Source organism: Bacillus thuringiensis (genome assembly GCF_022095615.2).
GTDB lineage: Bacteria > Bacillota > Bacilli > Bacillales > Bacillaceae_G > Bacillus_A > Bacillus_A cereus_AG.
Genome location: NZ_CP155559.1, coordinates 1,351,406 through 1,366,299, shown reverse-complemented (window position 1 = coordinate 1,366,299; position 14,894 = coordinate 1,351,406). Strand labels below are relative to the sequence as shown.

The following is a 14,894-nucleotide window of genomic DNA, read 5'->3' as shown; positions in this document are numbered from 1 at the left end:
TCCCCCTTATAATGTATCTATTTCTTTTCGATCTCCTACTCTCGAAAGCTTTCCATTTCTTTCTTTCACTTCTCGCGTGACATCTTCCAGTGCAATATTTTTTTCAGCCAAGAGAACAAAACAGTGATACAATACATCGACCATTTCTTTTACTAGTTCTTCTTTATCGTTATTTTTAGAAGCAATGATTACTTCAGTACACTCCTCACCAATTTTCTTTAAAATTTTATCTTCTCCTTTTGAAAATAAATAATTTGTATATGATTCAGGAAGTGGATTTTCCTTTCGTTCTTCAATTGTTTCATACAGCAACTTAAAAACATTTTCCATATGTATCCCCCTATATAATTTTGTAGTGAAAACACGTTTTTTCTCCCGTATGGCAAGCAGGCCCAACTTGCTTTACGACAACAACGATTGAATCTTGATCACAGTCTAAATACAAGGATTGAACATATTGGATGTTTCCCGATGTTTCTCCCTTATTCCATAACGATTGTCTCGAACGGGAATAAAACCACGTTTTTTTCGTTTCTAGCGTCTTTTCATACGCTTCTTCATTCATATAAGCTAGCATTAAAACTTCTTTCGTATCCTCTTCAATGACAACTGCCGGTAGTAATCCTTTTGAAAAGTTAGGTTTCATAACCGCACCTCAACATTTGCATTTCTTAATTTTCTCTTTACGTCCTGCACTGTCGCCTCACCATAATGAAAGATTGATGCCGCAAGTGCTGCATCAACTGTTGTCTTTTGAAAAACTTCTATAATGTGATCAGCATGACCACATCCGCCTGACGCAATGACTGGTACGGAAACACTTTTTGAAATTTCTTCTGTTAAACGAAGGTCATATCCGTTTTTCGTTCCATCTGCATCCATACTCGTTAATAAAATTTCGCCTGCGCCTAGCTCGGTAACATGCTTTGCCCACTCGATTGCATCCATTCCCGTATCAACTCTTCCGCCGTTCACATATACATTCCACTTACCTTCTGCTACTTTTCTAGCATCAATTGCTACGACAATACATTGTGAGCCAAAGTGTTCTGCCCCTTCTTCGATTAGCTTTGGATTTCGTACTGCTGCTGAGTTGATTGAAACTTTATCTGCTCCAGCTCTTAGTAAATTGTACATATCTTTAACACTTGAAATCCCGCCGCCAACTGTAAGAGGAATAAATACTTTCGAAGCTGTTTTTTCTACAACATCTATAATCGTTTTTCGTCCTTCATGCGTTGCCGTAATATCTAAAAATACAATTTCATCTGCTCCCGCATCATTATATAAAGCAGCTATTTCAACAGGATCACCGACGTCTTGTAACCCTATAAAATTTACCCCCTTTACAACTCGCCCTTCTTTTACATCTAGACATGGAATAATACGTTTCGCTAACATAACTTTGTTACCTCTAACACTTCTTCTAAATCAATCGTTTTCTCGTAAAGAGCCTTACCAATTATGACGCCGTATATATTCATATCATTTAACTTTTTCACATCTTGAATAGATGCCACTCCTCCAGAAGCAATAAGACGAATAGCAACGCTTTTTTGTAGTAACCCCAATTGCTCTATATTCGGCCCTGCAAGTGTCCCGTCTTTCGAAATGTCTGTAAACACAATCGTTTGAACACCTACATTCTCCATTTGCTTTGCTAAATCAATATAAGAAATTTCAGACACATCAAGCCAGCCTCTCGTTGCTACGAAACCATTTTTCGCATCAATGCCAACAATGATTTTTTCTTTATATAGAAGAACTGCTTCTTCTAAAAATGCCTTATCATAAAGAGCAGCTGTTCCTAAAATCACTTTATCTACACCTACTGACAATAACCTCTCTACCGCTATAAGTGATCGAATTCCGCCTCCAACTTGCACAGGAATACGTACTGCCTTGCAAATTCTTTCAATAACGAGCAAATTTACTGACTCGCCAGCAACTGCACCATCTAAATCAACAATGTGTAGTGTTTTTGCTCCCAATTTTTCGAATATAATCGCTTGCGCAACCGGATCTTCATTCATTACTGTTTCTTTACTAAACTCTCCTTGATAAAGCCTAACGCATCGCCCCTCTTTTACATCGATAGCTGGGAAGATTTCCATGCTTCTACCACCCCTTTGAAATTTTTCAACATTTGCATCCCAATGTCACCACTTTTTTCAGGATGAAACTGTGCGCCGTATATATTTCCTTTTGCTACAAAACCAGGTACTTTCACCCCATATTCACTTATTCCATACACAATTTCATTTGGACAATCTGCGTAATAAGAGTGGACATAATATACGAAAGAACCGTCCTCTACTCCATTCCAAAGCGCTATTTCTCCCTCTTTCTTTAGCTCATTCCATCCCATATGTGGAATTTTATAAGGGACTTTTAGCTTTCGAATAACACCTGGTAATAAGCTCAATCCGTTACAGTCTTGTAGTTCCTCACTTTTTTCAAATAACAGCTGCATTCCTAAACAAATGCCTAGAAGCGGTTTTCCTGAACGCCCTACTTCTTTTAATACACGCACTAAATCTGTTTCTTCCAATACATCCATCGCTCTCGGAAATGCACCTACTCCTGGTAAAATCACTCCATCACTTCTAAAAATCTCTTCTTTATCACTCGTTACGATGTACGCTGCTCCAATATATTTTAATGCTTGTTCTACACTACGAATATTTCCCATTCCATAATCTATAATAGCAATCAATTACAACATCCCTTTCGTTGAATTTACACCAGTAATGTTGGCATTTTTATCAACCGCTTCCCTAAGTGCTCGACCAAATGCTTTAAATAATGCTTCAACTTTGTGATGTGTATTGCTTCCGTATAAAATGCGAGCATGTAACGTAATATTTGCAGCATGCGCAACTGCTCTAAAAAATTCTTCTGTTAGTTCTGTATCAAAATCCCCTAGCTTCGGATTCGTTAATTCTCCTTGAAATACAATATACGAGCGTCCGCTTATATCAATTGCGACAAAACCTAAAGATTCATCCATTGGTACATACGCAGAGCCATAACGGTTAATCGCCTCTTTATTTTGCAATGCTTCTTTCAAACAATTCCCGAGTACAATTCCAACATCTTCAACTGTATGATGCGCATCAACGAATACATCGCCTTCCGCCTCCACTTGCAAGCCGAATCTTCCATGCTTTGCAAATAAAGTTAGCATATGATCAAAAAACCCTACTCCCGTTTGTACAGAAACATCCTTTCCTTCATCAAGCTGCAAACTTAACTTTATTTTTGTTTCTGTCGTCTCACGTATTTGACTAGACTCACGCATTATTCTTCCTCCTCAAATCTTATTTGAATTGCTCTCGCATGCGCATGTAACCCTTCTTTATTGGCAAGTTCTACAATATGATGCTGTACATCTCTTAACGCTTCCTCCGTATAAGACAGAAAGCTTGATTTTTTCACGAAATCATCGACTGATAACGGTGAGAAAAACCTTGCCGTTCCACTTGTCGGTAACACATGATTCGGTCCTGCTAAATAATCACCGAGCGGTTCCGGTGCGTATGGTCCAAGAAAGATAGATCCTGCATGTTTCACATAAGCTAGAGCATTCATCGGTTCTTTTATATGTAACTCTAAATGTTCTGGAGCAATTTCATTCGATAATTGGAGTGCCTCATCTAAAGAAGGAACGATACAAATGGCTCCATTTCTATTTATCGATTCACGTGCAATTTCGCTTCTTGGTAATGTTTCTAACTGTCTATCTATCTCTTTTTCCACTTCTTTTGCTAACTCTATATTCGTTGTAATACAAATTGCCGTTGCTCTCTCGTCATGTTCTGCTTGTGATAATAAATCAGCAGCGATATATTTTGCATTACCGGTTTCATCAGCAATAACTACAATCTCTGACGGTCCAGCAATCATATCGATATTTACTATTCCGTATACTTCTCGTTTCGCTAGAGCGACATACAAATTTCCTGGTCCAACTATTTTATCTACTTTCGGAATCGATTCCGTCCCGTATGCTAAAGCAGCAATTGCTTGCGCACCACCTATTGTATAAATTTCATCTACCCCTGCAAGACTTGCTGCAACTAAAATATAGGGGTCAACACCTCCTTCTCTCGGCGGTGTTACCATTACAATCTTTTTCACACCTGCGAGTTTTGCTGGCAATACATTCATTAATACTGAAGAAGGATACGAAGCAGTTCCCCCTGGCACATATACTCCTACATTTTCTAACGGCCGAATGATTTGTCCCCTAATGATGCCTTTACTCTCGCAATCGAATATGGATTGCCTTTTTTGCTTTTCGTGATACGAAATAATGTTTTTCTTCGCCTCTTGTAACGCTTCTAAAAATGAATTTTCTATAAATATACTCGCTCGTTTTATTTCGTCTTCACTTACACGAAACTCATCCATCTCCACACCATCAAACTTGTTTGTATAAAAAGATAAGGCCTCATCCCTATTCTCCCTTACATTTTGAACGATCTCGCTTACACTTCTTTGAACAGTTTCTTCTATTATATTAGCGTTTTCTCGTAGCAATTTTATTTTCGATAATGCCTTTTGAAAATCTTCACAAACTATCTCCATTACAAGTCCCCCTATTTTCCTGACAAAATTTCTTGCTCCATCATATTTATAATACTGAATATTTCGTCTTTTTTAGTTTTTAATGCAGCCTTATTTACAATCATTCGAGCAGATATAGAACACATTTCCTCAAATACAATGAGTCCATTTTCTTGTAATGTTTTTCCCGTTTCAACAATATCAACAATTGCATCCGCTAATCCAAGAATAGGAGCGATTTCTACAGAACCTTCTATTTTAATAATTTCTACATCCTCTCCTCTATCATGGAAATAGTTAGAAGTAATATGTGGATATTTCGTTGCAATACGTTTCTTCCGGTAACTCTTTGGGTTATAAGTAGGAATAGAAGCTACACAAAACTTACATACGCCTACTCCTAAATCCAACATTTCATAAATATCTTTCTCGTTTTCCATTAAAATATCTTTTCCAACGACCCCAATATCAGCTACTCCATGTTCTACATAAGTAGCAACATCTACTGCTTTCACTAAAATAAATGAGATATCTGTATTTTTACTTTGAAAGACAAGCTTTCGTCCTTTATTTTTGAGCTCTGAACAATCAATTCCAATCTGCTCAAAGAGTGGAATCACACGCTTCTCTAATCTTCCTTTCGTTAACGCAATTTGAATGTTACGCATGAGGTTTCTCCTTCTTTCTGGACTACCCATTTCTCTTTCCATACATATTCCACCAATGATTCATTCTTTGCCTCAACGACTGTTACTATTTGATTTTTTCTTGCAAATTGAAAGGTGTCGTTTATATTAGAGAATAAAGATAGCTCTACTTTTTTCCCGTCCTTTTGAAGTAAATTTCGTAATCTTTCCGCTTCTGCTAATCTATTTAACTCATAATGAATGATAATATCTATTCTCTTTCGTTCATATGGTTCTTGCTGCTCTTGCAGCGCCTTCACAATTTGATTGACTTGCACCGCGAGTCCAACAGCCGGTAGTATTTCCCCAAAATTTCCAATTAACTCATCATATCTTCCGCCACTAACAATTTCTTCTCCAATTTCATATATATACCCTTTGAAAATAACTCCCGTATAGTAATCTAAATGTTGGATCATACCTAAATCAATTGATATGTAAGATCCATAGCCTAGTTTTTCAATTGCTTCATATATTTCTTTCACTCTTGCAATCGCCATTTTCATTTCATTACTTGAAGCGAGTTTTTCTGCTTCCTCAATCACTTCTAAACTCCCAAATAGCCTTGGTAATTTCTCAAGTAATCTTACTGTTTCATCACATCGATCTAATTTCTTTTCTCTAATAAAATTTGATAGAGCAGCATAATTTTTACTTTCAATGTATGTCCTAAGGGCTCTCTCTTCTTCCTCATGAATGGAAAGCTTTTTGACAATACATTTATATAACTGTACCTGCCCAATCTCTATTGTAAAAGATTGCACCTTCACCTTTTGAAGTGATTGAATAACGCTTATTACACATTCAATTTCAGCTCTTACATTATCAATCCCGATAATTTCAATACCACTTTGCACAATTTCATTATATTTTCCGGTAAGGGACTCATTCGCTCGAAATACATTCCCGCCATACGTCAATTTAAGCGGCGTATCCCACCTCTGCGTTCCCATCACTCTCGCTAAAGGAATTGTCATATCTGGACGCAAGACGATAATCCGTCCCTTTTCATCAAAAAATTTATACATCTTTTCTTCATCTATCGGTCTATTTTGAAAGGCAAAAACATCATAAAATTCAATTGTAGGTGTCCTTATTTCCTCATAACCTCTCTCTAAAAAAGTACGTCTTAATTTTTGCTCCACTTCTTCAATTAACGTACATTCTTCGAATAAATAGTCTCTCGTTCCATTTGGGTTTGCTCGTTTCCATTTTGTCATCTAAATGCTCACACCTTTCCCTTTCTAATGTATGCCTATTTCATTCACCTAAACCGAAAATAAAAAGAGCCTTGTAGACAAAATACCTACAAGGCTCTTTAGTAGAGTGTAGGTACAACGGGAATAACCCTTGTGCCTACACGTTTTCACGCTAGGTTCAAGGGCTTTATGTATGATGATGTAGTTGTGTAAGCATTTTAATAGATTGCACGATATTCATAATACTTACTCCCTTTCTCCTCTGATTTTTACATAGTATATAATACTTAATTCTGAATGTAAATACATTTTGAACATTCCGTTATTTCTTAATATAAAGCTACTTTCCTTTCATACTCTACAATTTCCTGTTGATATTGCATCGTAATACTAATTTCGTCTAGACCATTCAATAATTTCTCTTTCCACATTTTCTCGATTGTAAAATGAAACCTGTACGTACTCGTTGTAATTACTTCATTCTCTAAATCTACTTCTATTTGTTCTCTCGCATCCGTTTTGACAAGTTTTTCTCGCATTTCTTTATCCATTACAATTGGCAACATACCATTCTTCATACAATTCATATAAAAAATATCTGCAAACCCTCCGGCGATAATAACGCGGAAACCATAATCAGCAAGTGCCCAAGGTGCATGTTCTCTGGAAGAACCACACCCAAAATTATTACCTGTAATTAATATACTTGCTCCTTTTCTGTCTTGTGCATTAAGTGGGAAATTAGGGTTTTCATGTCGCTCATTATCATATCGCCACTCATCAAATAAATATTTTCCAAATCCCGTCCTTTCAATTCTCTTTAAGTATTGCTTTGGAATAATTTGATCTGTATCAATGTTATCATTCATCAGTACTGCGGCAGTACCTTTATGAATACGAAATGGCTCCATCATAACTCTCCTTTCTAGTATCAACAAAATGACCATATAACGCAGCTGCTGCCGCCATTGCTGGGCTAACTAAATGTGTTCGTGCTCCTTTTCCTTGTCTTCCTTCAAAATTACGATTTGAAGTTGAAGCACAATGTTCTCCTTCAGGTACTTGATCTGGATTCATTCCAAGACACATGGAACATCCAGGTTCTCTCCATTCAAATCCAGCTTCTTCAAATATGTGATGTAGTCCTTTTTTCATCGCAGCTTCTCTTACTCTTTTCGATCCAGGCACAACGAGTGCTCGCACACCTTCTTTTACCTTTTTCCCTTTCACAACAGATGCAGCAATTTCTAAATCAGAGAGCCTAGAATTTGTACAAGATCCAATGAAAACATGCTGAACCGGAATGTCATATGTACTTTGTCCAGGGCTTAATCCCATATAAGAAAATGCTCTTTCGTCATTTTCATCCTGCTTTTCTGGCAATTTTTCATCAATACGAACACCCATACTCGGGTTTGTTCCCCACGTAACATACGGTGCTAAATCCGTCACATCTATTGAAATATGCAAATCATAAATTGCATCTGAATCTGTATAAAGTTCAGACCATTTCTTCTCGAATGTTTCATAGTCTTTCGGTGCATATTGACGTCCTTTTACATAAGCAACTGTTTTTTCATCTGGTGCTATAATACCAGCCTTGGCTCCTCCTTCAATTGCCATATTACAAAGCGTCATTCTCTCTTCCATCTCCATAGCTCCAATTGTCTCTCCGTAAAATTCCATTACGTATCCAGTTCCAACTGCTACACCGTACTTTGAAAGGAGATGCAAAATAATATCTTTTGCGTACACACCTTTCTGTAATTTCCCTTTTAGCTCAATGCCCATCGCTTTCGGTTTACGTTGCCATAACGTTTGCGTCGCCAATACATGCTCCACTTCACTCGTACCAATGCCAAATGCTAGCGCGCCAAACGCACCATGTGTTGCTGTATGACTATCACCACAAACAATTGTTTTTCCTGGCTGCGTAAGTCCAAGTTCTGGTCCGATAACATGAACAATCCCTTGCTCTTCATCCCCAATATCCGCTAACGGCACCTGAAATTGTTTACAATTTTCCCGGAGTGTATCTAGTTGCTGCTTCGCAATTCGATCGGTAATATTCCAAACATCTTTCGTTGGAATATTGTGATCCATCGTCGCGAATGTTAAATCCGGTCTACGGACTGTTCGGTTTGTAAGCCGCAAGCCTTCAAAGGCTTGCGGTGATGTTACTTCATGAACAAGATGAAGATCGATATATAATAAATCTAATCCATTTTCGTTTGTCGTAACTACGTGTCTTTCCCAAAGTTTATCTAACAGCCTTTTTCCCATTATCTCCCTCTCCCTACTAGCGCTTGCTCTTCCATCTCTTGTATAACTGCCTTCGTAAATGAAGTTGTCGTTTCAGTTCCCCCGATATCTGCTGTACATTTTCCTAATTTAAGGACTGCTGAAATTGCTTCTTCAATTGCACACCCTTCTCTCGTTAATCCGAACGATTGCCCAAGCATCATTGCAACAGAGCGCATCATTGCAATTGGATTCGCCTTATTTTTCCCGGCAATATCCGGCGCTGATCCGTGAATAGGCTCGTATAATGAAGGCCCCTTTTCCGCGTGACTTGCTGATGGAAGCATTCCTAATGATCCAGCTAATACGGAAGCCTCGTCACTCAAAATATCCCCAAATAAATTTTCCGTTACAATTACATCAAACCGTCCTGGATTCCGAATTAACTCCATAGCCGCTGCATCTACTAAAATATGTTCTAGTTCAACGTCTGGGTAACGAAGTGCTACTTCTTCTGCCACAGTTCTCCATAGCTTACTAGATTCTAAAACATTCGCTTTATCGATCGATGTTACTTTTTTCTTCCGCTTACTCGCTAATTGAAAGGCATAAGAAACGATACGTTCAATTTCATGACGATGATACGTCAGTGTATCTGTTGCTACTTCGTCCGTTCGTTCTTTCGGATAAGAAAAATAAATTCCGCCTGTTAATTCACGAACGACAACGAAATCAATTTCATCAGCCTTTTTTAATGGCGATAAATGTGCTGTTGCGCTTTCTACCGTTACAGGGCGAACATTTGCAAATACACCAAGTCCTTTTCTTAGAGCTAATAATCCTTTCTCTGGTCTTTCTTTCGCGCTATCCCACCTTGGTCCACCAACTGCTCCTAGTAAAACCGCATCACTTGTTAAACAGGCGGCAAGCGTTCGTTGCGGTAATGGTTGCCCATTTAAATCGATAGCACTCCCGCCAAAATACTCATCTTGCAAATGAAAATGATGCCCATATAACCTCTCTACCATATGCAATACTTCCTTCGCACTTTCCATAACTTCCGGGCCAACACCATCACCAGCTAAACAAACGATACGTTTTTCCAATTTTAACACTCCTTTTAACTGAATTTTCAGAACTTTAATTTGATAGGTGAGGAAAGCTCCCCTCACCTATCAAACACTTATTTCACAAGCTGGATAAAAGATTTCAATTTCCCTGCTGCATGGACATATGCTCTCGCCGACGCTTCCAATACGTCTTGTGCAACACCAAAACCTGATACTTGATGTGTTCCTTCTTTTAATTCAACATGAACATGAGCCAGTGCATCTTGACCTTGTGTAATAGATTGTATGCGATAATCCGCCAATTCACATTCTAATCCTAAAATTCTTTGGATTGCATTATAAATCGCTTCAATACTACCAGAACCAGTGGCTGCATCTTCGTATACATTTCCTTCTTCGTCTTTTAGCACAACTGTCGCGCATTGTGTACTATTTGATACGAAATGTACTTGTAGTTGCGTAATGTTATATTGCTGAGCCGCAAATGCTGCTTCCCCAAGCATAAGTGCACGTAAATCTTCCTCAGTAATTTCCTTCTTACGATCAGCTAATTTTTTAAACGCTTCAAACACCGCATCTCGTTCTTCCTTTGTAAATTCATAACCAAGCTCTTTCATTTTTTCTGTAAACGCGTGACGTCCAGAATGTTTTCCAAGCACAAATAAATTTTGAGATTCGCCTACTAGCTCTGGTTCAATAATCTCATACGTTGTCACTTCTTTTAATACACCATCTTGATGAATTCCTGATTCATGAGCAAAAGCATTCGCTCCAACGATTGCTTTATTTTTCGGTACAACCATACCTGTTAATCTGCTTACTAATGTACTCGTCGCTTTAATTTCTTTTAGCGTCATAGAAGACTCCGCCTTATAGAAATCTTTTCTAATATGAAGAGCAACTGCGACCTCTTCTAACGCCGCATTCCCCGCTCTTTCTCCAATTCCATTAATTGTTCCTTCTACTTGCAATGCTCCGCCTTCAACCGCAGCTAATGAATTTGCTACAGCCATCCCAAGATCATCGTGACAATGACAAGAGAAAATTGCTTTTTCATATGAAGGAACGGATTCTTGTAAGTATTTAAAAAGAGAATAATATTCTTCTGGATTCGTATATCCAACTGTATCTGGAATATTAATTACATTTGCTCCTGCACGAATCGCAACTTCTACTGCTTCAGCTAAAAAATCTCTTGCTGTTCTTGTCGCATCTTCTGCAGAAAATTGTACTGTCGGAAATAACGATTTCCCAAGTGTAACCGAGCGATGAATACTATCTAATACATCTTCCTTTGACATACAAAGTTTATATTTCATATGAATATCACTCGTAGCTAAAAATACGTGTAAACGAGGAGATACCGCACCTTTCACAGCTTCATATGCTCTTCGAATATCACTTTCTTTCGCTCTAGCTAAACTCATAACTGTAGCATTTTGAATGGTATTCGCAATGCGTTTTACCGATTGAAAATCCCCTTCGGAAGCTGCGGCAAAGCCAGCTTCCATGACATGAATACCTAGTCTCTCTAATTGCCTTGCAATTTGCAATTTCTCTTGTTCATTTAAATTCACTCCTGGTGATTGTTCGCCATCACGTAGCGTCGTATCCATGAACAAAATCTGCTTCATATTATTTGACCCCTGCCTTTACTCGCGGCTGTACGAAAGGCATCATTTCACGTAATTTACGTCCAACTACTTCGATTTCATGTTCATTCTCTTTCTCATTTGTCGCATGGAAATTCGGTCTTCCTGCTTTATGCTCTGCAATCCAGCCTCTTGCAAATGTACCATCTTGAATTTCTGCTAGCACTGTACCCATCGCTTTCTTCGTATCTTCCGTTACAACGCGTGGTCCTGATACGAAGTCGCCCCACTGCGCTGTATCTGAAACTGAATATCTCATATTTTCAAGTCCACCTTCATACATAAGGTCAACAATAAGTTTTAGTTCATGTAAACATTCAAAATATGCAAGTTCCGGCTGATATCCGGCATCAACTAACGTTTCAAATCCAGCTTTTACTAGCGCAGTTACTCCTCCGCAAAGTACAGCTTGCTCTCCAAATAAATCTGTTTCCGTTTCTTCTTTAAATGTCGTTTCTAATACACCAGCTCTCGTCGCTCCAATTCCATCGGCATAAGAAAGTGCCTTTTCAGTCGCAACTCCTGTTGCATCTTGGTATACTGCAAATAATGCAGGAACAGCTCCACCTTCAGCAAACGTACGGCGCACAAGATGTCCTGGACCTTTTGGTGCTACTAGAAATACATCTACATTCGCTGGTGGTTTCACTTGATCAAAGTGAACATTAAATCCGTGTGCAAAAACGAGAGAATTTCCTGCCTGTAAATTTGGTGCAATTTCCGCTTCATATACTTCTGGCTGCAATTCATCCGGTAGTAAAATCATTACTAAATCAGCCTGATCCACCGCTTCTGCTACTGTATATACAGAAAATCCATCTTCTTTCGCTTTATCCCAAGACTTCCCTTTTCTTAAACCTACTACTACATCAAATCCGTTATCACGTAAGTTTTGCGCATGCGCATGACCTTGCGAGCCATACCCGATGATTGCTACTTTCTTTTCTTTTAATACATTTACCGTTACATCTTTCTCATAATAAACCTTTGCCATTTTCATTTCCCCCTATATTTAAATGATTATTGAATTAACATAACTTGCTTATCTTGTTTTTTCATACTACGCGTAAATGCTGTTACACCTGTTCTAGCAATTTCTTTCAAACCGTATGGACGAAGTAATTCAATTAATGCTTCTACTTTCTCCTGCGTACCGGTTACTTGCACAACTATGGAATCCTTCCCAACATCTATTACAGCGGCTCGAAACGGTTCAATTAAACTATATAATTCTGCTCTTGCTACTGATGTTGCGACTTTAATAAGTGCAAGTTCTCTTGCAATCATCGCTTCTTCTGTAATATCTGATACTTTCAGAACATCAATTTGCTTATGAAGTTGTTTAATTAACTGTTCAACTTGCTGTTCATTTTCAACGTGTACAACAATCGTCATCCGTGATATGTCCGATGATTCTGTATGGCCTACTGAAATACTTTCAATATTAAAATGTCTTCGTGTCATAACACCTGTAATTCGGTTTAACACACCACTTTGATTTCGAACTGTCGCTGTAACAATTCTCTTCACCTTTTTTCCACTCCCTCCATTTGGTGAACACCTTTCCCTGGCGCAACCATCGGCATTACCTTTTCTGATTGAAGTACACGGCAATCAATTACGACTGGTTCTTGTAATTCAATCGCATGCTGTATTTGCTTCTTTGCAAGAAGTGGATCATCTATGCGAACTCCTTTTATGCCATACGCATTCGCAAGAGCGACGAAGTCTGGTTGACACGACAGTAAAGAGTGCGAATATCTTTGGTTATAAAATTCATCTTGCCATTGTCTTACCATTCCTAAAGCTTCATTATTTAAAATAAATACTTTAACAGGTAAAGAGTGTTCTTTTAACACACTTAATTCTTGCAGAGTCATTTGAAATCCAGCGTCACCGACAATTGCAATAACTAGTTCCTCAGGCTTTGCAATTTGTGCACCAATTGCTGCAGGAAATCCGAATCCCATCGTTCCTAATCCTCCTGAAGTTACCCATTTATCTGGAGTTTTCAGCGGATAATATTGGGCTGCCCACATTTGATGTTGCCCCACATCTGTTGTTACAATCGCTTCGCCTTTCGTAATTTCATATAACATATCAATTGCATATTGAGGCTTAATACTTTCAGAATTTCGTTTATAAGATAATGGATACTTTTCTTTTCTATTCTTTAATAAAGAGATCCACTCATGATGATTTTCTTTCCTTCCTTCTGGTTGAAGTAATACTTCCAACGCTCGCTTAGCACTTGCAACAATAGGAATTTCAGTCGGCACATTTTTTCCGATTTCTGCTGGATCAATATCGATATGCGCGACAGTCGCCTCTTTAGCAAAATAAGCTAAATTTCCAGTAAGACGATCATCGAATCTCGCACCTATATTAATGAGTAAGTCGCATTCGTATAACGCCATATTAGCTGTGTAAGAACCATGCATTCCTCCCATCCCTAGAAATAGTTCATCATCTGGCGGAAACCCACCAAGACCAAGTAATGTATGCACAACAGGAATTTCATATTTACGAGCAAAGCTTGTTAATTCTTTCGAAGCTTTCGCATGCAATACACCTGCTCCAGCTAAAATTAATGGCTTGTTTGCAACTCTAATTGCTTGTAATAATTTGTTTATTTGGAGTAGATTCGGTTCATAATTAGGGTTGTATCCTGGTAAATCCATTTGCACATCACTACATCGTTCGCCTTGCTCTACTACCATATCTTTCGGAAGGTCAATAACGACTGGGCCTGGTCTTCCTGTTCTAGCAATATGAAATGCTTCTTTAATAATTCGAGGTAAATCTGAAGCTTTTCGCACTTGATAGTTATGTTTTGTCACCGGCATCGTAAGCCCCATAATATCCGCTTCTTGGAAAGCATCACTTCCAATTAACGTTGTTGCTACTTGCCCCGTAAATACAACAAGTGGTAGTGAATCAATCATCGCATCTGCTAGACCCGTAATAACATTTGTAGCGCCTGGCCCACTCGTTGCAATGACAACCCCTGGATTGCCAGTAATTCTGGCATACCCTTCCGCAGCGTGAATAGCACCTTGCTCATGCCTCGCTAAAATATGCGGAATTTCACAATCATAGAGTGCATCATAAAGAGGTAAAACAGCACCACCAGGATAACCGAAAATCACTTCTACTCCTTCCTTTTCTAGCGCTTCTAACAATAACTGTGCACCAGTTGCCAGTTGCTCTTCCGTTTTTGAAGACATTGTTCTTATAAGCCCCCTTTTTAAAAACTTTTATCAATAAAAAAAATCCTACGTCCACACTCCAGCTATGTGCTGAAGGGACGAAAGATTTCGCGGTACCACCCTTCTTCGCAAGAATACTCTTGCCTCAGTGACCCATAAATGAGTCTAGCTAATAACGGAGCTACCGTCTAAGCCTAGACAAATGCTTCAGCTTAGCACTCAAGGGCGATGTTCGTCGATGTGAACCATCGGTTTTCAGCAACCACCG

The 14,894-nt window shown here is 38.6% G+C and carries 16 protein-coding genes and 1 other annotated feature (1 of these 17 cut by a window edge); all 16 genes read right to left on the bottom strand.

Annotation, left to right across the window (positions count from 1 at the left end; genetic code table 11):
* Positions 1-6: 6 nt before the first annotated feature.
* Positions 7-330, bottom strand: a complete 324-nt coding sequence (gene hisE / locus KZZ19_RS07085) for a phosphoribosyl-ATP diphosphatase (RefSeq protein ID WP_088095703.1) — start codon at positions 328-330, stop codon at positions 7-9.
* Positions 331-340: 10 nt separating this feature from the next.
* Positions 341-646 (bottom strand): phosphoribosyl-AMP cyclohydrolase, encoded by a 306-nt coding sequence (gene hisI, locus KZZ19_RS07080; protein ID WP_237979992.1) that lies wholly within the window; start codon positions 644-646, stop codon positions 341-343.
* Positions 643-1,401, bottom strand: a complete 759-nt coding sequence (gene hisF / locus KZZ19_RS07075; protein WP_237979991.1) for an imidazoleglycerol phosphate synthase cyclase subunit — start codon at positions 1,399-1,401, stop codon at positions 643-645. The genes hisI and hisF overlap by 4 nt, the downstream gene beginning before the upstream one ends.
* The gene (hisA, locus tag KZZ19_RS07070; protein ID WP_237979990.1) at positions 1,395-2,114 is read right to left on the bottom strand and encodes a 1-(5-phosphoribosyl)-5-[(5-phosphoribosylamino)methylideneamino]imidazole-4-carboxamide isomerase; all 720 of its coding nucleotides are present in this window, start codon (positions 2,112-2,114) and stop codon (positions 1,395-1,397) included. The genes hisF and hisA overlap by 7 nt, the downstream gene beginning before the upstream one ends.
* A complete protein-coding gene (hisH, locus tag KZZ19_RS07065) occupies positions 2,087-2,716 on the bottom strand; it encodes an imidazole glycerol phosphate synthase subunit HisH (RefSeq protein ID WP_237979989.1) in 630 nt (209 codons plus the stop codon). The genes hisA and hisH overlap by 28 nt, the downstream gene beginning before the upstream one ends.
* Positions 2,717-3,301: an imidazoleglycerol-phosphate dehydratase HisB gene (gene hisB, locus KZZ19_RS07060; RefSeq protein WP_088095698.1), complete on the bottom strand. Its 585-nt coding sequence runs from the start codon at positions 3,299-3,301 to the stop codon at positions 2,717-2,719.
* The gene (gene hisD, locus KZZ19_RS07055; RefSeq protein ID WP_237979988.1) at positions 3,301-4,590 is read right to left on the bottom strand and encodes a histidinol dehydrogenase; all 1,290 of its coding nucleotides are present in this window, start codon (positions 4,588-4,590) and stop codon (positions 3,301-3,303) included. Before hisD ends, hisB begins: the two co-directional genes overlap by 1 nt.
* An 11-nt stretch (positions 4,591-4,601) precedes the next feature.
* A complete protein-coding gene (gene hisG / locus KZZ19_RS07050) occupies positions 4,602-5,237 on the bottom strand; it encodes an ATP phosphoribosyltransferase (protein ID WP_088095696.1) in 636 nt (211 codons plus the stop codon).
* A complete protein-coding gene (gene hisZ, locus KZZ19_RS07045; protein ID WP_348638031.1) occupies positions 5,213-6,475 on the bottom strand; it encodes an ATP phosphoribosyltransferase regulatory subunit in 1,263 nt (420 codons plus the stop codon). Before hisZ ends, hisG begins: the two co-directional genes overlap by 25 nt.
* A 308-nt stretch (positions 6,476-6,783) precedes the next feature.
* Entirely contained in the window at positions 6,784-7,365 is a 582-nt protein-coding gene (gene leuD, locus KZZ19_RS07040; protein WP_237979974.1) for a 3-isopropylmalate dehydratase small subunit, read from the bottom strand.
* Entirely contained in the window at positions 7,343-8,737 is a 1,395-nt protein-coding gene (gene leuC, locus KZZ19_RS07035; protein ID WP_237979972.1) for a 3-isopropylmalate dehydratase large subunit, read from the bottom strand. Before leuC ends, leuD begins: the two co-directional genes overlap by 23 nt.
* On the bottom strand, positions 8,737-9,801 hold the full coding sequence (gene leuB, locus KZZ19_RS07030) for a 3-isopropylmalate dehydrogenase (RefSeq protein ID WP_237979971.1): 1,065 nt from the start codon (positions 9,799-9,801) through the stop codon (positions 8,737-8,739). The genes leuC and leuB overlap by 1 nt, the downstream gene beginning before the upstream one ends.
* Before the next feature lie 77 nt (positions 9,802-9,878).
* A complete protein-coding gene (gene leuA / locus KZZ19_RS07025) occupies positions 9,879-11,399 on the bottom strand; it encodes a 2-isopropylmalate synthase (RefSeq protein WP_237979969.1) in 1,521 nt (506 codons plus the stop codon).
* Position 11,400: 1 nt separating this feature from the next.
* Positions 11,401-12,411: a ketol-acid reductoisomerase gene (ilvC, locus tag KZZ19_RS07020; protein ID WP_237979967.1), complete on the bottom strand. Its 1,011-nt coding sequence runs from the start codon at positions 12,409-12,411 to the stop codon at positions 11,401-11,403.
* A 26-nt stretch (positions 12,412-12,437) separates the two neighbouring features.
* On the bottom strand, positions 12,438-12,947 hold the full coding sequence (ilvN, locus tag KZZ19_RS07015; protein ID WP_000822948.1) for an acetolactate synthase small subunit: 510 nt from the start codon (positions 12,945-12,947) through the stop codon (positions 12,438-12,440).
* On the bottom strand, positions 12,944-14,644 hold the full coding sequence (gene ilvB / locus KZZ19_RS07010; RefSeq protein ID WP_237979965.1) for an acetolactate synthase large subunit: 1,701 nt from the start codon (positions 14,642-14,644) through the stop codon (positions 12,944-12,946). Before ilvB ends, ilvN begins: the two co-directional genes overlap by 4 nt.
* 73 nt (positions 14,645-14,717) lie before the next feature.
* Positions 14,718-14,894 (bottom strand) — a binding site (T-box leader); it runs 51 nt beyond the window's last position.